Source organism: Paenibacillus sp. OK003 (assembly GCF_900109515.1).
Lineage (GTDB): Bacteria > Bacillota > Bacilli > Paenibacillales > Paenibacillaceae > Paenibacillus > Paenibacillus marchantiae.
In genome coordinates, this window is the sequence record NZ_FOBD01000009.1 from 83,449 (window position 1) to 104,641 (window position 21,193).

Genomic DNA, 21,193 nt, shown 5'->3' on the forward strand with positions numbered 1-21,193 from the left:
GGTTTCTGCCTATGTTATTTCTTCCTGAATTTTCTCTTCATTATATATACTTGATATACACTTGATAAATACTTGATAAATACTTGGAGCTAGGATACTTACTGCATATGTTTATGAGAATAGAATTGACAAAAAAAGAAGTGATTGCTACAATGGCCCTCATAACTTAAGGAAGGATGATTCAGATGATTCGTCGTCTAAAAAAACTAAAGAATGTGGCTACCGCATCTCGCTTCTAAGTTACTCAGAAATATAACTTAGAAGCGAGGACATTAAAATGAATATAAAGCAATTTAATCACTGGTCTGAAATTAAGTATTTAAAGGATATTGTAACCAATCCATTAATCGAAGTCGGCGATTACTCCTATTACTCTGGTTATTACGATAACCATTCTTCTTTTGAAGATGGATGCGTGAGATATTTATGGGGAGATGAAAAATCGAGGAGCTTATTCAACCCCGTTGAGGAATTTGGTTGGCAAATAGATCGATTAATTATTGGTAATTATGTATGTATCGCAGCCGGTGTCGTTATTCTTATGGGAGGAAATAACAATCATAATGCGGAGTGGATCACGGTTTATCCGTTTGCTGATCAAATTAGCCGTTCCTTCTCACCCAAGGGAGATACCATTATAGAAAGTCATGCATGGATCGGCATGAATGCAATGATTATGCCTGGTGTTACCATTGGTGAAGGTGCTATTGTTGCAGCAGGCTCAGTTGTAACAAAAGATGTCGCCCCTTACACGATAGTTGGTGGAAATCCAGCAAAAGAAGTTAGGAAGCGTTTCTCAGAAGAAGAAATCATGAAGTTAAAAGAAATGCGCTGGTTTGATTGGAAAAGAGAATCGATTGAATCAGTCACTCACTTGCTTTCGAGCTCTTCTATTGATGAGTTATATGAGTACTACTTATCAGAAATTAAGGACTGAGTTCCTATAGATATAAAACCAGCTAATAGTATGTCAAGTCATGCTTTTGAAGAGCGTACACATTTGGTATACTGTAAAAAAAGTCATAACAAATAAACCCCATGTAAATGGAATTTTCTGGATTGTTAAATTATAGAGTGTAGGGTTGCCTTTTCTTAAGCATAGCGTATACGTGATGGAGTAACTTGTTGGCGCAAGCGATCACGGCTACTTTATGGGGCTTTCCTTCACTCTTTTTTTTGTCGTAATACTCCCTGAGCCGAGGATTCAGCTCTCTTCGTAGTCCGCACGTTACCGCTAAATACATCGCTCGTCGTAGTCGTTTGGAGCCCCGTTTCGTGATCTTGTTCTGTGTCGCCACAAACTTCCCTGAACTGAAAACGCTCGGATCGATTCCGGCGTATGCCACCAGTTGTTTGGGATGATGGAACTGTGAGGCATCTCCAATTTCAGAAACAACGGCTGTGGCCAACTTTGTTCCAACCCCAGGAATGGATTTTAGAAGTTGAACTTCATCCAGAGTCTCGGACAGGTCCATGATTACTTTTTCGAGTGCTGCAAGTTGTTCTTGGAATTCACGAACTAGAGTCAGCAGACTTCGTAGCGCCATTTCCAGACCATAAGGAACACGCTGCACGGGATTATTTGCGATTGCGATCTGTAGGGCTTCTACCTTGCGACTCATCCAAGCTTCAGAGCGTGAAGCCCGAGTGGCCAATCTCACCATGTCCGCCCAAGCCTCTGGCGTTTGTGCCTTCACCCCTTCTGAAGTGAGACAAGCCTCCAGTAAATTCAATGATGTTTTGGAATATAAATCTTTAAACACCCCCTCGTAACTTGGAAAGATTTGATCGACAAGTGTACGCATATTGAGTTTAGCTTGAACGTACAAGCTTGTGATAAACTCGTGTTCTCGACTTAAGAACTGTAAGTCTATCAGGGCCTCTTTTCGTCCAGGATGAGCAGGCCAGTTCTCTTCTTGGTAGTACAGATCTCCTAAATGCCAGGCATCTGAGGCGTCCGTTTTGACTTTTCGCAATCCGATTCTCCGTGCTCTCTGCGCCTGCAGAGGGTTGACGAGAATGACCTCATATCCAGCCTGTTGCAAATAGAGCACCAGTACACGGTGATAATGCCCTGTAGGTTCTAGAATAACGACTGGCTTGAGGGTCGTCTTCTGCTCTACATCCTCCAAAAGTTGTTTCAGTTTTTCGAACCCTTTAGGGGTATGCAGAATTTCTTGGTTACGTCCATAAGGAGTGTTCCGCTTAGTAAACGCTTGTACAACCGATTTTCCTTTAGCTACATCTACGCCAACAACAGGTTTCATCGTCTCCTCCTAATGTAAATTCGCCGGTATTCCCACAATGGTTCCTACTCCACAGCTTCGCTTGTGATACGAGGTCAGGGCCTCAACCAGCTCAAACATGGTAGAAGGGGGCGGTGGGAGAACTGTTTTTAGTACGAGGTTTATCCCCAGGGGCTGTCACGTTCTCCCGGCTGCCTCCATCGTAAAACGGCTATTAAAAAAAGCCAACCAGTAATTAAAATGTACCCTATAAGATAGACACTTTAAAAAAGGTCATCTTGTTGGTATTATCCCCTTTAAGTAGACACTTAAAAAAAACTTCATGTTATCATGGGGGTTCAAGTGAAACTTGGAGGGGATATTTTTATGGCGAAAAAAGGGCAAACATTTCAGACGTATACGGAAGAATTCAAATTGAATGCAGTTAGATCCTATGTCGAAGGTTCTTCAAGTTACAAAGTAGTCGCTGAACGCGAAGGAATTCGCAACTGTTCACAACTGAAGGTGTGGGTGAAACTTCGATGGTGATGATGACTCGGATTGCTTTTTATTCGTAATTGAAGCATCTTTGTTCTCTTTAACCAGCCCCTTTTCAGGTATAGATTTGGATATTTTTTCGGAGATATTCTTCGGTTCTGATTTCGATTCCATCGACGTAGGAGATGTACTTTCTGCACTTCCTTGTGATGATGTTGTTTCCTTGGACTCAGCAGCCGGCTTTCCTTCAAGGGTAGAAGTGTTTTCGCTTGAAGGTGCTGACGGTTCTTGACTTACATCCTGATTCGTTTGAGGTGCGTTTTCATCATCAGTTGTAGTTTCTGTCGGTGGTGCTTTTCCTTCAGACTCTGTTTCACCTTCCAATTGCTCTTCTTCATCGATCTGTTCTTTTTCTTCACCCTCAACTTCTTTGTCTTCCTCTTCTTTCGATTCGTTCTCTTTCTCAAGCTCTGTATCTGGCGGGGTAGTCAGTTCCTCTTCCACCGCAAACGTTTCATACCGCTGCATAATGCTGGACTGGTCGGCTTCCACACCAGTGATTGGTGCTTCCTCAGCTACAACAGGGTCCGAATAGACGTCACTCGTGACCGTAGCGGATTCATTAATTTCCTGTGGACGTACGGCTTGCAAAGCTTCGTCGAATCCAATCTGTTCGTCTCTAGCTTTATATAAAGCACTAATGACTTCATTTAACGTATAACCCTGATCCAGTTATCCCTGGATAAAATCTTCCGTTCTATTAAACTGTTCAGCAATCAGAGAAAGAGACTCCAATGGAGAAGGACCCTGCCCTGTGGAAACGTTTTGTTCGGTTTGTTCTACTTGCTCTTCAGCATATGTAACCGAAGGCACAACGTTCCCAAAAAGCCCTGTGATGACCGCAAAAATGAGAACGATGGTTAAGTATTTTCTACATGTGTTGTTCTTCAAGTGAACTTCTCTCCGTTTCAATATAAACTTCCCGATGATAGTAATCATGTACCAATGCATTATCTTATTAAGGCTGAACAATTTGGATGTTCTTTAGATTGCCATTAAAATCATATATATACTGATATGTATATAAAGTAGGCCCTTCTTTTTGAGATATTGTTTTGCGCAGCACCCTTCCATTTGCATCATATATATAAGAAGTGTTGTATACAGGTTTCACGTCTACAATACTGTCTCGCCAATCAACTTTGACTGGAGCTAACCGAGATTTTGTATCTCCAACACCTAAGTTACCCTTCGAATTACCTCCCCAAGTGAATAGCTGCTTATCTGTAGATAAGGCGATGTTATGATCGCTGAAAGCATCTAGACTCTGAATTTCGATAAATCGACCGAAATCATCCTTGAATTCAATCTGTACTGGGATATTACTGCCTTTAGAGGAAGCGGAAGGGACGCCCAGTTGCCCAGAATAATTTCCTCCCCAACTCCATACTGTTCCGTCTACACGTAAAGCTAGAGTATGACTCCCCCCGCTTCTAATCGCCACGATTTGATCGAGAAAACCTTCCCCAGTTGGTCCTTTAACTTGAACAGGAGTATAGCTATCCTGTAACGTTCCATCACCAAACTGGCCATAACTGTTGTTTCCCCAACCCCAAACAGTCCCATCAGACTTTAAAGCAATGGTGAAACTACTCCCTGCACTCACCGCCTTGACTTGATTAAATGCATCGCTCAAATGTACAGGAATATTACTCGATAAAATATCCGGTTTACCTAATTCTCCGAAGGAATTTTTCCCCCACGTCCAGATTGTACCATCCTCATCGATAGCAACAGTATGGTTCCTTCCAGCTGATACTGAAACAATATTTTTCAAATAACCAACATCACCAGGTCCTTTTACTTGAGACGCATAAATTTTTTGTCTTAACTTACTTGCACCAACCCCTAATTGTCCATATGAATCTACTCCCCAGCTCCATACTGTTCCATCTTTTCGAACTGCCGTCCCATAGTGTTCCCCACCGTCTACTAAAATAATGTCTGTAAGTTTCTGATCTCTCTTTATGAGTACAGGTGACGGGATGTATCCAAGATCCAGACTACCGTTCCCTAAATCATAATTATACCCCCATGCTAATATCTCTCCCTCAGAACTTAATGCGTATGTTGAATCAACAGTTGTACTTACTTGCACAATGTTCAATTCCATCTTGTTTGCTAACTTCGGGACTGGCTCTCTCCGTGTTGACTTCTCTCCTCTCCCTAATTGCCCATATCTGTTATCCCTCCAACTCCAAATTGACCCATCTGAATTTATAACACCTGAAAATGACTCTCCTGTATAAATCAACGGCTGTTTAGATAGCTGTTGATCCGCGTAGATTTTAACGGAAGGTTCAAATGCAATACTCCCAATAAACAAGATCGAAAGCATTATTTTACTGACTATTTTCCATTTCATTCTTGTTTTCTCTCTCCTTATTACCATCGTTTAAAATAAACGTAAAACCTTTAATTAGTAACCCTTCTTGCTACTTAAAAAAATTCAAATCAATGGAATACTGCTATGCATTCTCTTGTTCTTATAATCTCTCATCTCCATTCTTGTTGGAACTATCTGATTATGATGGATAACAACCAACTCGTAACGGGTGCATTTTGTTTCTTTTTGTATTTTTATGTCGGACGGATTGTAATATGAAGTGCGACACCTACTGGAAATAAATAAAAAATGGCCCATGGCCGGATTCGTGTAGAATGAAGGTTCCTACACCACATTCACACAAGGAGAATCCACCATGAGCTACGCACATCTTAGCATAATTGAACGCAGTAAGCTAGAAATCCTCCACCAACAGGGGAAAAGCGCCCGGGCTATCGCCCGAGATCTAGGTAGGCATCATGCCACCATTAGTCGAGAACTCCATCGAAACGAAACGCAGCATTCCTATCGTGCCGAGCGATCTCAGGAGAGCTATGTCCAGCGACGTAAGTCTTGCATCCCTTCCGGAAAATGGTCACTAGAACAGTCTACCCTCATCGAAGAAAAACTCCGGGCCACGTGGTCTCCCGAGCAGATTGTAGAACGTCTCCGTCAAGAGGGACAGTCTGTTGTCTGCTTCAAAACGATCTATCGTTGGCTGTATTCGGGCCGTTTGGCGAGAGGCATACTGACTGTGCTACGTCATAAAGGTAAACGGCAGAAGCCTGCGGAGACACGCGGCAAGTTCGCTGTAGGTAAGACCATCTCTCAGCGTCCGAAAGAAGTTCGTTCCCGTGAAACCTTTGGCCATTGGGAGCTCGATACAGTCGTTTCGGGCCGTGGGAAAAGCAAGGGCTGTTTAGCTACGTTCATCGAACGCAGGACCCGCCTATATACCGCTATTTCCATGCCTGACCGTACAGCTTTGTCCATGGAAATTGCTTTTGGTGTAGCAGCCTCGCAGTACCCTGCCGGTGCATTTCAAACCGCTACAGCAGATCCGTGGCAAGGAGTTCGCCTGTTACGCCAGCCTGGAAGCCGCTCATGGCTTACAGGTGTATTTCGCAGATCCGTATTCTTCCTGGCAACGCGAGAGTTTTTCCCTAAGGGGACAGATTTCGCACAAATCACGGATGAAGCCTTGGAGACTGCGCTGCGCTTAATCAACCACAGACCACGAAAATGCTTGGGTTGGAGAACCGCTCACGAATCCTTTTCAGAGGAGCTGTCGCATTTAGCTTGACAATCCGTCGTCGATTAAAACCCATTTATAAAGTTAAATTACTATTTTTTAATATTTTAAACTTTTATTCACTAAATATCCCCACTACAATTCAACTGATTAATGCATCGGTAAGTTTTAATCCTATATTCAATAAGCAACAGTTAGAACGAATTAAAAAAGTATTTATAATACTTATTGATATCATGGGATCAAGCGTTTTTTGGTATCGTATATGTATTTAATTAAATTGCTGCAATTTTTTAAAAGCCCGCTCAGTGTGCTAAAGCACTTTAAGCGGGTTTCTAAAAAGCTTTTATCAGCATTTAAAAGTTTGGTACAAGCTCTAATGAGACTTAACCCATAAGTTTGCCGTTTGGCAGCCTTATGCTTCCAGTTTAAAATATACAAATACATGTTCTTATTTTATTAAAAAACCATTTTATAGCCTAAATTACTTTTTTAGGTTAGCAATGCCATTCAAAGTGTTGTTGAGTTAACAAGCACCATTCTCCGTTATAGTCATACAACAAAAAATACCCCACAGAGAGACCTTTTTTAAGTGTCTACTCTATAGGGTAGGGTACAGTTTATAAATAGGGCAGGCCTTCGTCCATTCAATTAAGAATGGGGGTTCTCTTCATCATAAACAGCCGATTTTAATAGAGATTCGGCTGTTTATGATGGCTCTATTCACGGGTTAGTGGATGTTCTAATTCCGCATGGCCCATTAAACTTTCAGTTGCTTCTCCATCAACAAGCAGATCAATACTGCTTATTTCTTCAAACTGGAAAAATGACTCTTTCAAGGCATCGATGGCTAGAATCTCTCCTCCAGATCCTAATCTTGCTTCATCCGGAATATGCACATCTAATGTCAACTTTCCTTGATCAAAAGTAGCCGAAAGTAAATCTATATTTTTCCACAAAGGAATCAGTTCGGTTTGATCACTACTTTGAAGCGCTTCGTAAGTCTTACTGTATCTTTCGGAGTCATCTTCGAATGTAATCTCCTTCTTACGTTGTTCAAGTTCTAATAGTTGATCGTCGGCGTAAAAAACACCAATTTCTTGAGATTCCTCGTCCACCTCACCCTGATTAACTATTGGTGCTGGTGTAGTATTTGCAGGATCAGAACCCTGTACTGGACCAGAAGAAATAGGTTTGCTACCACAACCCACCGCTAGTATGCTTATGGCACAAATTGCGATAGCCAGATAGATTCCTTTTTTCATAGAAGCACATCCTCTTAAATTATTTGCTGCCCTATAGATTCAGATATTCTTTTATTCCATCAACAATAGCTTGTGCCGCTTTATTTTGATTGGTTTCTGACATCATGGCCTCCTCCTCAGCCTTGTTACTTAAGAACCCAACTTCTAAAAGAACCGCAGGCATTGTGGTTTCTCGGATGACCTGGTAGTTTCCGTTCTTAACGCCACGATCTTTAAATCCCAAGGCCTTAATCAAATTTTTATGAATGATGTTTGCTAGTTCTTTACTACTTTCGCGTTTGTAGTAATACGTTTCAGTTCCCGATACTTGGGGAGCAGCGGTTACGCTGTTACCGTGTATAGATACAAACACATCTGCCTTAAGATCGTTTGCAAGCTTGACGCGTTCTGGTCGTGTAGGGTAGATATCCGTTTCACGAGTCATGATTAATTCTATGTCAGGTTCCTTTTCTAAAAGAGCCTGCACTTTAAGGCCTAATGCAAGGGCAAAATGCTTCTCTGGATTTTTGGTAAAACTTATTGTACCTGGATCACTGCCTCCGTGGCCCGGATCAATAACGACTACTTTTTTTCCGCTGTTGATAGGGGTTGCAGGTGCGGAATCGTTTACCATACTCAGATCAAGGATGAATTTTCCAGCGATGTTTTGTTGAGTATAATTAACCGAATTTACATTGTTTAATTCAATCACGATTCGAACTTGAGCAGGATCATTTTTGAAAAGAGAATAGCGTACCTCAGTAACACTTGGAAAGTCGCTAGTATCTAACCTTCCCATGGATCCTCCAGGGGGTACTTGTCCCATATTACCGAAGTTGGTAGATGGGAAATCCAAGATAATTCGTTCAGGATTTTTTAGTGTTGTTATGACTGGAGAAACTTCACGGTCTAATGAAACGACAAGTTGATCATTGGCATAGTTTATATCATGAATCAGGTTAGTGGCTGCTTCATTCCCTTTCTCATTAGAGGGTGGGGATGGGAGCGTTGTATTACTAGTTAATGTAACAATCTTGTCTTTGTTATTCCAGCCAACTCCCAACCCCATCTCTTCACTAACAAAGCGTATGGGAACGACAACCGTATTCTTGATCATCTGGGGAGCAATGTTAAGCGTCACTGTGTTATTTTGGACTATAGCCTGATCTTTTCCAACGGTCAATGAAATTGCATTAGAACCTTCTTGAATATCCACATTTTGTGTTTTTTGGTCCCAATTCACCTTGAATTTTAAATTCTCAGCGACTACTCGAATTGGAATCATAATATTGTTCCGAACATTAACGATTTCAACATCATTAGGTAAAACTAGATCCTGGCCATCTAAAATAATTTTAGTTTGATTTGTAGCCGCATGAGTGTGCATGGGTATTAGAAAGAGTAGCAGTGCACTAAATAATAACATCATTATAGTTTTTTTCATTTTACACCTCGGTTTTAATTTACGTATTACTAATCTTTCAACTGCATAACAAGGTTACAATATGATTTTCATTTATGAAAAGGATTCACAGGAAAACAACCTGTTGCGTAAATAAATTAATTCAAAAGACAATTGAACTGATGCTATGAAATTCAAAGATATCAAGTTTATTTGGGAAAACTAATCACCTCCTGTGACCCTCAAGTTAGTTCTATAAGCAGGATGTACTACCTACTCAATTGTGACAACATTCTATTGATATACATTTTTATCCTGTGAATCCGTTTAAATTGAAGTATATGTAATTATCCCGATATATAAGGGTCTTTTTGTTGAAAAGTGAATATTTTTGGAGGAACAAAATTACCTATAATATCCTTTTCATAAATATAACGCTATAACTCCCTTAAAAGTTGCGAAATAATTGGTTTTCATACAAATATATTCTAATTATGGTTCATTAGTTGTAGAAAATAAGAGGGAAATCTATGTGCGGATTTATAGGAAGGGTGAACTTTTTTAAGATGCTTGTCTAATGAAAGTTTGTGTTGTAAGCCGTATGAGAACGTAAGAGGTTTGTTTTGTAAATTGCAAATTAGGAAGTTAGATCATCGGAGCAATCAACCTTATTCCATCACCGGAGGAGATTCTATTATAACGACAAGAAGGATGGTGAGGTGAGGTCAAAGATCGGAGTTACGACGGCTCAAGAGAGATCAATTTTATCTTGGATACAATCTATTCCAACACCAAGAATAAGTTAAGCACGGACACATTTTAGTTAAAAAGATCCGATCGTCAATTACATCGCGAAAGGATCTTTTTTAGTGATGTAATTCTTGTTGAGCAAATAAGATATACAATTAGAAATTCATATTACCGATGATCATTAACCAGTCTCTTCGAGAGCTGAGAGCAAGATCCATCCCGCTACGTTTGCACTGTTCCAAACATATACCCATTTTTCTCCATTTACAACTTTAACTTCACCACCATGTTGACCAAATAATTGAGTGCCCGCATATACAGTGAGCACATGTGCTCCCGTTGGCGATGCGGTTGCTCTAATATTTGCTGTTGTTTTGACTGTCCATGTATAAGCCAAAATGCTGACTTCGTCTTTTCCTGGTGCAACTGTTATATTTGAATCAAGCGTATTTTGGATGTCAGGTCTAACTCTATCCGTTGGGTTATCCGATGCAAAAGCTCCAGTTACCGGAAGTGCCATTGCAGCGACTAAAGAAACAGCAATAAATTTTTTCAACATTTTAAAGTCTCCTTTTTAGTTGGATTTAGATATGAAAAATATTAGATATCTCCTTTCTATTTACTATTCATCTTAAATATGTAAATAAGAGAACATACATAATATAGCATTATTTTACACGAAATGTAAATGTAGTTTTTGTGAACATTTTCTATTATTGGACGGATAGAAATATAACAGTGCGACACCTTTGGAGATTTACGTTCGGTGTATGTAACTCAGAGTATCCCACTGGGACCATACTCACAGTTACGCCTGACTGAGGAAAGGTAGCATTAAAACTAAATAATAGTACCTTAAAGGAAAGACAGCCGACTATTTAGGCGGCTGTCTACTGGCTTCTTTTTGCGTTCGATTGGGGAATCACGACAGACAATCTTATGCGTCCAATTTCTGCCCTAAAGTGGGGAGAAGCTTTGCTTAGGGAACTGAATGAATCCTTTATGGGTTAATTCACCACAGCCTCAAGTGAGCAGCTGTTGATCAATGCTTTAGGACGATATTTTTCATCGTTAATTGATCTCTTTCTGAATTTTCGATAGATCCTGATAAATTTTATCACGCACATATTGATTTGATAACATGCTACGGTATAGTTCCCCATTAAATCTATCAATGACTTTAGTTGCAATTCTTTCTCCAAAAATACTGTTAAGTACATCGGATGCCTGCCCTTTTGTCCATGTGTCATCATAAGCAATAGCATTTTTATCGAGCTGCGAACGTTGAGCTGGACTCATTGGATGATGTCTCCACCGAGCTTCCTTATAAATAATCTTGGTACTGATTGTCTGCAAAAAGCTTTCAGCAATACCTTGTGCGTATTCTAGAGATAAAGCTTCATCATGTAATGGATACAGCCGCTTATTTGTGTGTTCAAATAAAATCCACCAGTGAGTATCGTCTTTAATTAAGTAACAATATTGCTTATTGCCAATGCTAATGTAGTAAGCAATACCGGAGATAGAGTTCCATAAGTAGATTGTCTTTGTGGAGAAAAGATTAATCTCATGCATTTTCTTACCATGTTCAAAGGCAATTTGATGCAGGCGCTCCTGAAATTCAAGTACGGATTCCCCATCCTCTATCATTTCGTCTTTTAGGATATCTTCATCGATTTCCTCATCATCCTCTATTTGCCCAGGAGGAAAAAGATCACTTAGTGTCATTAATGAGTATTTCTCTGAAACGCCAACGATGTCAAGAACAAGGCAATCGACTTTATCCGGATATAATCGGGTCCCCCGTCCAATGCACTGGGTATATAAGCTCTCACTTTTAGTGGGTCTCGCCATCATAATACAACTTACACTCGGTTCATCAAAGCCTTCCGTTAGGATCATACAATTCACCATGACTTGTAGAATGCCTTGAGAAAAATCAGCGAGCAATTGATCGCGAGTCTCTTCAGGCAATGAACCATCTATCCCGGCAGCCTTCACACCATGAGAAGATAAGCGATCGGTAATTTCATAGGTTTGTTTCACATTTACAGCAAAGATAATCGTTTTTCTTTCTTCACCATGTTCTAAATACGCCTGGACTATTGTATCGATAACACTTTCTTGGCCCATTTGCTCACCCAGTTGTTTTTCGTTAAAATCACCAGCAAGTGTTTGAACGGAATCCAGATTTAGTTCATCTGCAACAATCTTTTTCCCCCTAATATCACAGAGATACTTGGATAGGATGAGATCCAAGATCGTTTTTTCATATACAATCTCCTCATATACCTGGCCTAAGGCTTGCCGATCAAGTCTGTTTGGGGTCGCGGTTATTCCGAGTAATGGTGGACCATCTTCTTCAAAGCAGCCCAAGGTCTCTAAGACCTTGTATGAACCCTTAGAGACACTATGATGTGCCTCATCATAAATAACAAGCGAAGGTCTAACCATCTGCCTGCCACGGACTAACGTTTGAGTAGATGCGACAATGACATCGACTTCTTGCTCGTTGTCGGCGGCTTTAACCCTGCCAACACGTACATCCCTCCAAACCAGGCTCATTTTACTTGCTGTTTGCTTTAGTAGTTCGTCTCGATGAGCAATGAAAACAATAGGCCGATTTATATCAAAAGTTTCTTTGAATAGTTTTGAGACGGCCGCAGCCACGATCGTCTTACCCGCTCCAGTTGGGAGAACAATATAAGTTGTCTCTTTACGCCTGCAGCAAGTTTCTAGAAAACGATACAGGATGCTTCATTCTGGTAGTCTCTTAAAGATATTGCCAATGGCTGTGGCTCCCTTCACCTAGTCTTTATGAGTTTAATTGAATGGATCAGCATCAAATTTTCCATCTTTGGAAATCCCATAAAGAACTCTAAGATCCTCAAACTCAGTAGAAAAATCGGGGTCTCCTTCACGTACTCTCTTGGTATATTTGTCATCTTCATAATAGAAGCCATTCCTGTAATGAAGTAATTTGAGCTGAATGAAAAATGCGCCTCTAGTATACTGGGAATCGTTGTTCCGGACAAGAACAATACCCACATACGAAAAGAGGCGCACATCATGAAGTATAAGATGAAACTGAAACAGAATCAACGGATTACGCGAATTACGAAAGAAACGCTAGTCATTGGAGCAGACATTGCCAAAAAGATTCACGTAGCTAGAGCGGTAGATTTCCGTGGCATTGAATTAGGAAAAGACTGCGTGTTCCACAACGATCAGGAAGGGTTAACGAAGCTAGTAACATGGATGAAAGAACTTCAGGAGGTTCATCTGAAAACGGACATTGTTTTCGGAATCGAGCCTACCGGACACTACTGGTTTCCGCTAGCTTCTTTTCTGGAAGCTCGAGATATAAAGGTCGTTATTGTGAACCCGCATCACGTAAACAAGAGCAAGGAACTTGAGGATAACTCGCCGACGAAGAGTGACTATAAGGATGCCAAAGTCATTACAGATCTCATTCGAAACGGGAAGTATTCAGAGCCCAAATTGCCGGCGATGGAATATGCCGAATTACGCATCCTCATGAATTTCCGTGAGAAGGTTATGGTGAGTTTAAACCAAGTCAAGGCCCGTGTGCATAACTGGTTCGATCGCTATTTTCCAGAGTATTTGAGCGTGTTTAAAGATTGGGAAGGCAAAGCTTCGCTAATGACAATGCGCCAGTTTCCGACACCGGAAGAGATCGTCTCTATAGGCGCCAGAGGCGTTCTCGCACACTGGAAAACGGAAGTGAAGCGAGGAGTCGGTATCAAGAGAGCGGAAAAGCTCTTTGCGACAGCCGGGACATCCATCGGGCTTACCGAAGGGTTACGAGCTGCGAGACTGGAGCTTCTGAGCTTGCTCGAGCAGTTTGAGCTTTTCTCTAAACAGGTGGAAATGACCATGAATCAGGTCATGGACATCTTGAATGAGATCCCGGGAACAACGCAGATGTTGAATATACCAGGCGTTGGCGCGGTTACCGTTGCAGGATTTCTGGCTGAGGTTGGCGATCTGAGTCATTATGACCACGGACAACAAATCATTCGGCTGGCGGGCTTGAATTTAAAAGAAAATAGTTCCGGTAAACGCAAGGGTAAAACCGGCATCACCAAGCGTGGACGCTCGCGATTAAGAGCCTTGTTGTTCCGTTGCGTCATGCCAATGGTAGCGAAGAATGAGGAATTTAAGGCCCTTCATAAGTATTTCACAACACGAAGTCAAAATCCGCTAAAGAAAAAACAGTCGCTTATCGCGCTCTGCGGAAAACTGATACGCGTCCTGCACACGCTGGGGACGAAGGAAATAGAGTACAACGCAAACGACGTTCTTGGTCCTGTACGACAAGCGCAGTTACAACGGAATGCAGCGTAGTTCAAAGAGTCAATAGCCTTGAAAATCTTGACTCGTTCGCAGATGTATAACTTGACAAATGAAGCACCGGAGAAGCCGAAGTTGAATAAACCATAAGGGCAATGACCCCGTATAGGAGCGAGAATCGGCCTCCACCCCTAGGCAGGTAGAACGAAGGAATGTAAGGGCAACGACCCAGCGTGACATGGGAGGGTAAACCCCAAGGGAAGATGTGGAGATCCACTGTGCGATCATACGTATTATCCACAGTTTGGAAAATCGAGTCCAAGCCCTGTTCCCGTCACCGGCCTTTTCAGAAAAATATGGTTCTAAACCAATCTCCTTCCATTACCCTAAAGGTGTCGAAGTTGTAAATCTAAGAATGAGAGAGAAAACAGCAGCAACCATTACTTTTTAGTGGGAGTGGGAGATTTTATCTACGGTTGCTGCATTCAGATAGTCTGAAATAACGAGTGCCTTTCTTGGGTCAAGACGTCTCACTTCATCCGATGTGACTGCATCTCGTTCAGCTGATGTTATCGTTTTTTTGTCTGGTATCATAGCAAGAAAAGCTGTAGAAATGGTTTCTATTTTTATAGTTGAGGTTCCACAGAACCAAGAGGCGTACTCGCAAGACACTTGGGATAGGCCCGAAAGGAATATCTTAGTCTTCAGGTTATTTAAGAGATTGGCAGCCTTGTCTTCTCCGTATTTTTGACTTAGTTGTTCAATACCTTGGATGCCTAAAGCTAACCCCATGCGTCTGGAACGTGCTGTAGCAGCAACCGTATCACTAATCGGAATGATACCCAAGTTGGCAAACTCATCTAAAAAGAAAAGGACGGGGAATCCATCTGTAATATCTTGCAGCCGCTGGAGTAGTTGCTGATAGAGTACGGCCATGAGCGGAGCAGCGTAAAGGGATTTCGTTTCAGGTACTGAAACAAACAGGACAACGGTTTTTTTATTGTCATTGTTTAATCCAAATCGTAAATGTTTGGGCTGTATATCATTTCGTTGTGCAAAGTGGACTACCCGGTCACAGTTGCATGTTTGTAGCGATCGTTACCTTAATACTAGCTAAGATTTTATCTGAGCCGGCTGCTTGTTTGAACAGCGCATATTCTCGTCTTGCTAATTTGTAATCATTGAATAGTGCCTCTATCTCCTCCATGTCCATAAAGAGGATGATATCCATGGCATCACCAATTCTAGGGCATTCCGGATTTCTATATTTCACATAGAGGAATGCTGCCACTAATAGCGGTAGCGACATGTTAAGCCAGGTTGAATCTCCACCGCTCTTTCCCTGGATCTCGAATGCAAGTCCGCCATTCATTAGAATGAGTTGTGTAATCTCTTTAATTTCTGCATAATTCTTGGCCACAGATAACGGGTTGTACCCTGGGAAGTGATTTTCAAAAGGAGATAAACGGATGGTATCAAATCCACGTTTCCGTAGTTCGGGACCTGTTTTCCATACAGTTCCCTTTGGGATCTGTCACCACCTTATGTACGTTGGTTTCATATGTTTGTATATCTCAATAAAAACGGGCATTTCTAGGGATAAATACAGTGCTCAGTATGCCCATGCCGAGGGAAATAGCACAGCGGATGGGTATGCTGCTCATTCAGAAGGATCCGGAGCCTAAGTAAAATTTAATGTATTCTTCTAATTGGTCTAGCCAAACGTCGATTGTCTTCTTTGCTAGAGCACTACTAAAACGCCCTAGTTCTCTCTCTCCGTGGCTTACAACCACTGTCGGGACGAACTTTACTTCCGTGTGAATGGAAGGATCATACTCAATCCTAGAGACGCTGACCTGCTGTCGTTCCTGAGCAATCTTGTCGAGAGTCTTCTGTAAGCGTCGGCAGTGACCGCAGTCGTTGCTGTAATAAAGAGTCAGGTTCATTCGTCACCGTAATCATTCGGGAACTTATAGAACTTTCCGATAGTTACTGTCCATTTACCGAAGTACAAGCACACGTAGATATTTCTCTTGCCCATGTGGTCGTTAGTGTTGAAGTTAGCCCCTAAAAGGAAAGTTTGGTTGTCATATACCTCAATGTTCCAGCCGTGATAGTCTTGTTCTCTCATATTCGTTCCCCTTTCTATTAGGCGTGGATTGCTATTTCTACACAGGAAGTAATCACGTGCTCAGGCGCATTGCCAGTGAAACGCCCTACCTCTTTGCCTTCTTTTAAAGACCACCGTAGGAACGCTCATAACACCGATTTTGGAAGCAGCCTCAGCACCAGTAGTAGAATCATCATCAATCCCACGCTCGACAGTAACCTTAGAGAGTATTGGAGCAATTAATTTACATGGAACGCACCAAGGTGCATAAAATTTAATGATGTCATTTGACAATTCCTCCGATTATGGGTAAATAAATACGCCTCCTTACTTAGTAGTTTGTGAATGCTTCAGTGTTGACTTCAAGTGGTTGCAAGCCATCCTCCTTAACGTCCATTCGCATTTTTCGTGTTTGTTGGGGAGTAGACTTCAACCATGTATGTGATAATGTCGTTTCCAGCTTCATCAACATCCGGTACGATGTTCTTAATCGTCAGCACTTTCACGATGTATTAGACCATATGATTACTCGTCTTATTTTCCGACGATAATCTTGTCACCTGCAGCGTACTTCGCAGATACGATAATGTCTGCCATGTGGTTCTCACCCCCCTTCAGGGATTAGTTCAGACCCTCTTCGGGAGTCACCACAGCAGTCTTCAGACCGTCAACCAACTTTACTGCGGTCTCGACTTGGGCAACTTGTCCATGGAAGTCACTGCGGTGAGCTTTGGCTGTTAGAAGCTCTTGGTGATGAGCAATGAGCAATGATTGCTTCAGCATCTTGAGCAATATTTTCCATAGTCAGTACACCGTCTTGCAGTCGAAATCGAAGACCAAGTAAAGCATCCTTCGTGTCACTTAATGCTCAGCCCAAGCCAGTTGTTCAACCAGTTCCCTGTAAGTACGTGCTTGCAGGGTTACCTTTTTACCGAAAATGCCTTTTACGATGTTTGCGATTGATTCAAGCACCTTGTTGGCTGGCTTTCTGACGGATATAATAGAGAACCCTTGTCGAGTAGGTGGAGGTGTCGTAACCACAGACATCAAGTAGTTCCGTGATATCTTCGATGCAGAGGTTCTCATTACGCTCCTTGGTTTCCTGAGCGAGAATGGATATCTCCCGTTCATACTTGGAAGGAATCTTGGTTTTCTCTTCTTTTACGTCAGACTTACGGCTCTCGATTTTACTTCTAATTCGAGCCAAGGTACGGTTAATCGTCATCGGGTAAACGTTAAGACGTTCCGCAATCTGTGTATTGTTGTTGCTTGCGTCCTCCAAGACTAAACACATGACCTTCTTCTCGAAATCCGTGAACATGGGGTCTTCTAGTAATTGCTTTACATAGAGACGATTGGTAACCTCTTCTTCAATACTTCTCTCGTCCTTGTTGGCGAACTCGAAGTTTTCCATACCGTCGTAGTGCTCAAGTTCATCACTGAACATCGCAATCTCTCGATAGCGTTCGACAGTCACCTTAAGCAGTTCGGACATTTCATCCTCGGCGGGGCGATACCCAAGAGATTCCTCAATCTCGGCCATCCTCTTAATGAGTTCAACTGCACCACGACTTAACCGGACAGACTGAGAGTCACTATAAAGAAGTTGATTGATTTCCCAGAGGATGGGGCGCACGACAAAGGTCGTAAACTTAATGCCCCTATCAAAGTCAAAGTCTCTAATAGATGTGAGTATGCCGATACATGCGTGTTGGTACAGTTCGTCCTCGGTGATACGAAACTTTGAAACAAGTTCCTCGACACTCCCTTTAAAATGCTTGATGATCGAGAAGATAAAGTCTCTATTAGCTTTCAAGAACTCGCCCATGAGTTCTCTATCTTCTTTACATGCTTTCAGGAGTTCTATATTGTGCATATCCTTCAGGTTGTCTTGCCTAAGATGTAGGTAGTTGGGACTCAGCACTATTACTTCACCTCGAACTTTCTGTCTTCTTGTGCAGCTTTCAAAAAGTTCACTACCTCACCATATGCAGTAACCACGACACCATCCTCGTTGACTGTAAGAGTTTTTTTGAAATCGCTCCACTTCAATTTCAGTCCTTGAGGTTTTGCTAAGCCGTTTCTCTCCATAAATGCTTTGTACACAGTGTCATCCATCGTCTTGATTTTCTTGTGGTTGCCTGTGGCTTGGGCATCTGTTACCTCAATATCCAATTCGTTATCGGCTATCTCGGGGGTATTAACAACACTCATTTATCCCATCTCCTTCCGGTATTAAACCGTGTTATTTGCTTCATACTCTAGTAGTCGCGCTATGTATGGTATGAGATGCGAGCAAAAAGAAAAGACCCCTTTCGGGGTCTTCAGGTTGTCGAGAAAATCTCGACAGCTATTTTTTATACATTTAATTCAACACGACACCGCGTTAATATTGTATAATATCAGTAAATAAACGTGCGGAAGGGTGTACAAATATGTTGCGTTCGAATCGAGATTTAAGATGATTTTTCTTGGTTATTTTTATGGTATCCGTTCCGAACGCCAACTCGAACGTGAAATTCAGGCCAACCTCACTTACCGCTGGTTTTTGGGGTTAGGTCTCACCGACAACGTACCGGACCACTCTACGATTAGCTGGAATCGGCGTACTCGTTTTAAAGACACCGGAATCTTTCAGGAAATCTTTGACGGGATTGTGCTACAAGCGATTCAGCACCGTATGGTAGGCGGACGTGTCTTAGTTACCGATTCAACTCACGTTAAAGCGAATGCGAATAAGCATAAGTACACCAAAGAACAGGTTCTACAAAACATCCGTGATTATGTGAATGAACTTAAGCTGCCGTAGAGGCCGACCGGAATGCACATGGAAAAAAGCGCTAAAACCTAGAGAGGACGTGATAGAGGAAAAGGAAATTAAAATGAGCACAACAGATCCTGACAGCGGTTATATGATACGTGATGGGAAGCCGGAAGGATTTTTCTACTTAGACCACCGTACTGTGGATCTGAAATACAACATGATTACGGATGTACATGTGACCGCTGGAAATGTCTATGATTCTATACCGTATTTGTCCCGTTTGGATCGTCAACAACAACGATTTGGTTTTAAAGTAGAAACCGTTTCTCTGGACTCGGGGTACTTGACTTCACCCATATGCAAAGGGCTCCAAAGCCGAAATATTTTTGCCGTTATTGCTCACCGAAGATTTCACCCGACCCAAGGTTTATTCCCCAAATGGAAGTTCATATATGATGCACAGCGCAATATTTATGTTTGTCCGGCAAAGCACGAATTACCGTATAGAACGACCAACCGCGAGGGATACCGACAGTACACCTCTGATCCACAGCATTGCAAGAACTGCCCGTTATTAAACGAATGCACACGATCTCCAAACCATCGAAAAGTGGTGACCCGTCATGTCTGGGAGGACAGCAAAGAGTGGGTGCGAGGCAACCGGCTCAGTCGATCCGGGAAGTATCTCTACCGAAAACGAAAAGAGACGATTGAGCGAAGCTTCGCGGATGCTAAAGAGCTCCATGGGTTTCGCTATTGCCGTTTGCGCGGACTTCAAAACGTCAGGGAACAGGCCCTGATGACGGCAGCTGTGCAGAACATGAAGAAGATGGCGATCCACCTGGATCGCCTTGAAAAACGGGGGGAATCTCCCCTATCTCCTTTTTAAACCGACCACTTAAAATATGAGAAACCCCGTACTTTGAAAAAAGTACAGGGTTTCTCGACAATCTGAAGACCCCTTTCGGGGTCTTTCTATTACATCAGCGGATAGGTTTTCTTGCCGACCTTGAGTCGTTTTTTGGCAGACTCAGACGGTTTGATAAGGATTGCTCAATATGGTTCAATGACCATCGGCTCTCCGGTCTGAGGTTCTTGACATACTTTGCGTCATAGTCCTTGGGTTCGAGATTAAAGGAATTGATAAGATAGATTCTGTTACCTTGAACCAAGTTTTCGAGAATAGTATCGAGACCTCTCCGCAAAACACGCTCAACATCATTCGGGTGAATCTCATGAAGTGCTCCGTGCTGGTGGGATTCCTCCTTCAAGACCTCTGTGGTCTCTCGGATTATATCTTTCAAGTGCTTATTAGCCATAGCGACAACTCCCTTTCCCGTTATGTTACTACCAAAATAGGGAAATCGCTATGGGATAGTAACATATCTTGTTTAGCTACCTTTTGATTGTCATCAGTGCTTTGTTTACTTTTGACAGATATTTAGTGTTGTCACTCCTCGTTTAACGTTGCCCTCGCTCTGATTGTACACGCAACGATGCCAAGGTCATTACCGAATCTCTTTTGTGTGTAAGCAAGGTACTTAGCGCCAATCTCGATATTAACTGAAGGATTTTTCAGGCTACCCTTAATCTTCATATATCTCTGTGTGGCGGGGAGCACCTGAAGCAACCCTGTGTCGCCGTGAGTACCGACGAGATTAGAATTAAAGGTAGAACTCGTCTCAACCTGAATTATTGCTAGAATAGTATACGGACTGAACTCGTAGGTCTTGCCGTGTTTTGCAATAAGTACTTCAAACTTGTTAACGTTCGACTTGCACCGGAAGAATGTTTAATCCCATCAAGTAAGGCGTATACTGCTTGCATGCGCTGTGTACAAGATTTTGATAGGCGGTTACGAACTTACTTGTTGTTCGTCATGTCTCTTACGTTAGTTGTCATTAGACAATGTTCCCTTCAGCTTCAAGAACTTCCAACAGGGTCTCGTAAGAAGGCAGGTTGATTACTGTCTCTTCAATCCAGTGTTGGAACATATCTAACTTATCTTCAGAGACCAATTTCTCTTCAGTGATGGAACTCAGGAAAATACTTTTCCCGTTCGCTTGGAAGTGTATCTCCTTCATGTGCTTCTCAGGAACTTCTTTAAGTAGCAAACCTGCGGCTATTCTGTGGTCAATGTTCATCTGTATCACTCTCCCTTTACTCTCAGTAGTAGAGTTATGTAGGGAGAAAGATGCGTAAGAAAAAGAGACCCGAAGGTCTCGAATTTCTTACAATTCACCTCAAT

Annotated in this window: 20 protein-coding genes and 2 pseudogenes; 5 read left to right on the forward strand and 17 right to left on the reverse strand. The window is 42.1% G+C overall.

Annotated elements, in window-relative coordinates; translation table 11 throughout:
• Positions 1-277 precede the first annotated feature (277 nt).
• Complete coding sequence (locus BMW94_RS15600; RefSeq protein WP_090999755.1) at positions 278-937, forward strand: CatB-related O-acetyltransferase; 660 nt, start codon at positions 278-280, stop codon at positions 935-937.
• Between the two features lie 130 nt (positions 938-1,067).
• On the opposite strand, the gene BMW94_RS15605 is transcribed toward BMW94_RS15600, so the two are convergent.
• Entirely contained in the window at positions 1,068-2,267 is a 1,200-nt protein-coding gene (locus BMW94_RS15605; protein WP_090999757.1) for an IS110 family RNA-guided transposase, read from the reverse strand.
• 345 nt (positions 2,268-2,612) lie between these two features.
• Between BMW94_RS15605 and BMW94_RS15610 the strand changes: the two genes are divergently transcribed.
• The gene (locus tag BMW94_RS15610; protein WP_175480717.1) at positions 2,613-2,774 is read left to right on the forward strand and encodes a transposase; all 162 of its coding nucleotides are present in this window, start codon (positions 2,613-2,615) and stop codon (positions 2,772-2,774) included.
• Here the strand turns inward: BMW94_RS15610 and BMW94_RS15615 are convergent.
• From BMW94_RS15615 to BMW94_RS15625, 3 genes are all read right to left on the reverse strand, one after another.
• Positions 2,739-3,374: a hypothetical protein gene (locus BMW94_RS15615; protein WP_090999762.1), complete on the reverse strand. Its 636-nt coding sequence runs from the start codon at positions 3,372-3,374 to the stop codon at positions 2,739-2,741. The genes BMW94_RS15610 and BMW94_RS15615 overlap by 36 nt on opposite strands.
• Positions 3,375-3,455: 81 nt before the next feature.
• Positions 3,456-3,674: a hypothetical protein gene (locus BMW94_RS15620; protein WP_090999764.1), complete on the reverse strand. Its 219-nt coding sequence runs from the start codon at positions 3,672-3,674 to the stop codon at positions 3,456-3,458.
• 67 nt (positions 3,675-3,741) lie between these two features.
• Positions 3,742-5,148 carry an RCC1 domain-containing protein gene (locus BMW94_RS15625; RefSeq protein WP_175480718.1) on the reverse strand — a complete coding sequence of 469 codons (1,407 nt, stop codon included), beginning with the start codon at positions 5,146-5,148 and terminating at the stop codon, positions 3,742-3,744.
• Positions 5,149-5,485: 337 nt separating this feature from the next.
• Between BMW94_RS15625 and BMW94_RS15630 the strand changes: the two are divergent.
• Positions 5,486-6,412, forward strand: a pseudogene (locus tag BMW94_RS15630) (IS30 family transposase).
• A gap of 668 nt (positions 6,413-7,080) precedes the next feature.
• Here BMW94_RS15630 and BMW94_RS15635 read toward each other — a convergent pair.
• The 4 genes from BMW94_RS15635 to BMW94_RS15650 form a co-directional block, all read right to left on the reverse strand.
• The gene (locus tag BMW94_RS15635; RefSeq protein ID WP_090999767.1) at positions 7,081-7,626 is read right to left on the reverse strand and encodes a GerMN domain-containing protein; all 546 of its coding nucleotides are present in this window, start codon (positions 7,624-7,626) and stop codon (positions 7,081-7,083) included.
• A 31-nt stretch (positions 7,627-7,657) separates the two neighbouring features.
• Positions 7,658-9,049: an N-acetylmuramoyl-L-alanine amidase family protein gene (locus BMW94_RS15640; RefSeq protein ID WP_254790249.1), complete on the reverse strand. Its 1,392-nt coding sequence runs from the start codon at positions 9,047-9,049 to the stop codon at positions 7,658-7,660.
• Positions 9,050-9,938: 889 nt separating this feature from the next.
• Entirely contained in the window at positions 9,939-10,316 is a 378-nt protein-coding gene (locus tag BMW94_RS15645; RefSeq protein ID WP_090999769.1) for a hypothetical protein, read from the reverse strand.
• A gap of 512 nt (positions 10,317-10,828) precedes the next feature.
• Positions 10,829-12,511: a DEAD/DEAH box helicase gene (locus BMW94_RS15650; protein ID WP_368086916.1), complete on the reverse strand. Its 1,683-nt coding sequence runs from the start codon at positions 12,509-12,511 to the stop codon at positions 10,829-10,831.
• A gap of 327 nt (positions 12,512-12,838) precedes the next feature.
• On the opposite strand from BMW94_RS15650, the gene BMW94_RS15655 reads away from it, so the two are divergent.
• Positions 12,839-14,125 carry an IS110 family RNA-guided transposase gene (locus tag BMW94_RS15655; protein WP_175480737.1) on the forward strand — a complete coding sequence of 429 codons (1,287 nt, stop codon included), beginning with the start codon at positions 12,839-12,841 and terminating at the stop codon, positions 14,123-14,125.
• Between the two features lie 393 nt (positions 14,126-14,518).
• Here the strand turns inward: BMW94_RS15655 and BMW94_RS15660 are convergent, their stop codons facing one another.
• The 7 genes from BMW94_RS15660 to BMW94_RS15690 all read right to left on the reverse strand — a co-directional run bounded on the left by BMW94_RS15660 (position 14,519) and on the right by BMW94_RS15690 (position 18,395).
• The gene (locus BMW94_RS15660; protein WP_090999775.1) at positions 14,519-15,112 is read right to left on the reverse strand and encodes a type IV secretory system conjugative DNA transfer family protein; all 594 of its coding nucleotides are present in this window, start codon (positions 15,110-15,112) and stop codon (positions 14,519-14,521) included.
• 31 nt (positions 15,113-15,143) lie between these two features.
• A complete protein-coding gene (locus BMW94_RS15665; RefSeq protein ID WP_139209350.1) occupies positions 15,144-15,602 on the reverse strand; it encodes a type IV secretory system conjugative DNA transfer family protein in 459 nt (152 codons plus the stop codon).
• Between the two features lie 133 nt (positions 15,603-15,735).
• Positions 15,736-16,017: a thioredoxin family protein gene (locus tag BMW94_RS15670; protein WP_090999779.1), complete on the reverse strand. Its 282-nt coding sequence runs from the start codon at positions 16,015-16,017 to the stop codon at positions 15,736-15,738.
• A gap of 245 nt (positions 16,018-16,262) precedes the next feature.
• Complete coding sequence (locus BMW94_RS31305; RefSeq protein ID WP_217648187.1) at positions 16,263-16,475, reverse strand: thioredoxin domain-containing protein; 213 nt, start codon at positions 16,473-16,475, stop codon at positions 16,263-16,265.
• A gap of 327 nt (positions 16,476-16,802) precedes the next feature.
• Positions 16,803-16,964: a hypothetical protein gene (locus BMW94_RS30525; RefSeq protein ID WP_175480719.1), complete on the reverse strand. Its 162-nt coding sequence runs from the start codon at positions 16,962-16,964 to the stop codon at positions 16,803-16,805.
• A 181-nt stretch (positions 16,965-17,145) separates the two neighbouring features.
• Positions 17,146-18,105 carry a sigma-70 family RNA polymerase sigma factor gene (locus BMW94_RS15685; protein ID WP_090999784.1) on the reverse strand — a complete coding sequence of 320 codons (960 nt, stop codon included), beginning with the start codon at positions 18,103-18,105 and terminating at the stop codon, positions 17,146-17,148.
• A 2-nt stretch (positions 18,106-18,107) separates the two neighbouring features.
• Complete coding sequence (locus BMW94_RS15690) at positions 18,108-18,395, reverse strand: hypothetical protein (protein WP_090999786.1); 288 nt, start codon at positions 18,393-18,395, stop codon at positions 18,108-18,110.
• Between the two features lie 241 nt (positions 18,396-18,636).
• On the opposite strand from BMW94_RS15690, the pseudogene BMW94_RS15695 reads away from it, so the two are divergent.
• Positions 18,637-19,834: pseudogene (locus tag BMW94_RS15695) on the forward strand (IS1182 family transposase); the annotation flags it as partial.
• Positions 19,835-20,395: 561 nt separating this feature from the next.
• Here BMW94_RS15695 and BMW94_RS15705 read toward each other — a convergent pair.
• Together BMW94_RS15705 and BMW94_RS15710 are read right to left on the reverse strand one after the other, a co-directional pair.
• Positions 20,396-20,692 (reverse strand): lytic transglycosylase domain-containing protein, encoded by a 297-nt coding sequence (locus BMW94_RS15705; RefSeq protein WP_368086917.1) that lies wholly within the window; start codon positions 20,690-20,692, stop codon positions 20,396-20,398.
• A 154-nt stretch (positions 20,693-20,846) separates the two neighbouring features.
• Positions 20,847-21,089: a hypothetical protein gene (locus tag BMW94_RS15710; RefSeq protein WP_090999790.1), complete on the reverse strand. Its 243-nt coding sequence runs from the start codon at positions 21,087-21,089 to the stop codon at positions 20,847-20,849.
• Positions 21,090-21,193 lie beyond the last annotated feature (104 nt).

What these genes read in the sequence shown, in the direction of transcription:
- BMW94_RS15600 (WP_090999755.1), top strand. Translation starts at nt 278, where the DNA reads ATGAATATAAAGCAATTTAATCACTGGTCTGAAATTAAGTATTTAAAG.
- BMW94_RS15605 (WP_090999757.1), bottom strand. Translation starts at nt 2,267, where the DNA reads ATGAAACCTGTTGTTGGCGTAGATGTAGCTAAAGGAAAATCGGTTGTA.
- BMW94_RS15610 (WP_175480717.1), top strand. Translation starts at nt 2,613, where the DNA reads ATGGCGAAAAAAGGGCAAACATTTCAGACGTATACGGAAGAATTCAAA.
- BMW94_RS15625 (WP_175480718.1), bottom strand. Translation starts at nt 5,148, where the DNA reads ATGAAATGGAAAATAGTCAGTAAAATAATGCTTTCGATCTTGTTTATT.
- BMW94_RS15635 (WP_090999767.1), bottom strand. Translation starts at nt 7,626, where the DNA reads ATGAAAAAAGGAATCTATCTGGCTATCGCAATTTGTGCCATAAGCATA.
- BMW94_RS15640 (WP_254790249.1), bottom strand. Translation starts at nt 9,049, where the DNA reads ATGAAAAAAACTATAATGATGTTATTATTTAGTGCACTGCTACTCTTT.
- BMW94_RS15645 (WP_090999769.1), bottom strand. Translation starts at nt 10,316, where the DNA reads ATGTTGAAAAAATTTATTGCTGTTTCTTTAGTCGCTGCAATGGCACTT.
- BMW94_RS15655 (WP_175480737.1), top strand. Translation starts at nt 12,839, where the DNA reads ATGAAACTGAAACAGAATCAACGGATTACGCGAATTACGAAAGAAACG.
- BMW94_RS15670 (WP_090999779.1), bottom strand. Translation starts at nt 16,017, where the DNA reads ATGAACCTGACTCTTTATTACAGCAACGACTGCGGTCACTGCCGACGC.
- BMW94_RS30525 (WP_175480719.1), bottom strand. Translation starts at nt 16,964, where the DNA reads ATGCTGAAGCAATCATTGCTCATTGCTCATCACCAAGAGCTTCTAACA.
- BMW94_RS15690 (WP_090999786.1), bottom strand. Translation starts at nt 18,395, where the DNA reads ATGAGTGTTGTTAATACCCCCGAGATAGCCGATAACGAATTGGATATT.
- BMW94_RS15710 (WP_090999790.1), bottom strand. Translation starts at nt 21,089, where the DNA reads ATGAACATTGACCACAGAATAGCCGCAGGTTTGCTACTTAAAGAAGTT.